Origin of the sequence: Streptomyces spinosisporus (assembly GCF_022698145.1) — a bacterium.
GTDB classification, from domain to species: domain Bacteria; phylum Actinomycetota; class Actinomycetes; order Streptomycetales; family Streptomycetaceae; genus Streptomyces; species Streptomyces spinosisporus.
Genome location: NZ_JALDAX010000067.1, coordinates 1 through 569 on the forward strand (window position 1 = coordinate 1; position 569 = coordinate 569).

Here is a 569-nt window from a genome sequence, read left to right on the forward strand (position 1 = left end):
TCAGGATCGTCCATTTTTTCGGACTAAATAGTCCTCTTCATGGAAGGGTGCGCACATCTGGGAGAGGGAACTGAGGAGCTCCGCCGACGGCAGGGGGCGAGGAATGAGGCGAGGGTCAGCGCCCTCGCGCTTCACCTTCGGGCACGTTGCCGGATGCGTTGGAGCCTTCGTCGGGCGTGGGCGCGGCATAGGCCCTGACATGGGCGATCGCCATGTCGAGAGCGATCCTCATGGGTTTGACGTCCTGGGCGGTCTGCGCGAGGAGGTAGCCGCCTTGGAGAGCGGCCATGAGACCGGTGGCGAGCTCTGCGGCGTCCGCGTCTGCGCGGAGGACTCCTGAGTCCTTCATCCGTAGCAGTCCGGCCTCGAGGAGCCCTTCCCAGGTGGCGAAGTGGCGGGCGATGTCCTTGCGCGCCACCTCGTCCTGATCGGCCAGTTCGCCGGCCAGGGAGCCGAGAGGGCAGCCGTACGCGCCGTTGCGGAGCGCGTTGCGCTCCACCACCGCATCCCGCCAGCGCTCCAGGCCACGGAAGGAGTTGAGCCGTCGCAGGAGCTGCTGCTGGCGTTCC

Annotated in this window: 1 protein-coding gene; it reads right to left on the reverse strand. The window is 67.1% G+C overall.

Annotation, left to right across the window (positions count from 1 at the left end; translation table 11 throughout):
• Positions 1-115 precede the first annotated feature (115 nt).
• Positions 116-569, reverse strand: a 454-nt coding sequence (locus MQN93_RS43730; protein WP_242713923.1) for a TetR family transcriptional regulator C-terminal domain-containing protein, incomplete at its 5' end; no start/stop codon positions are given.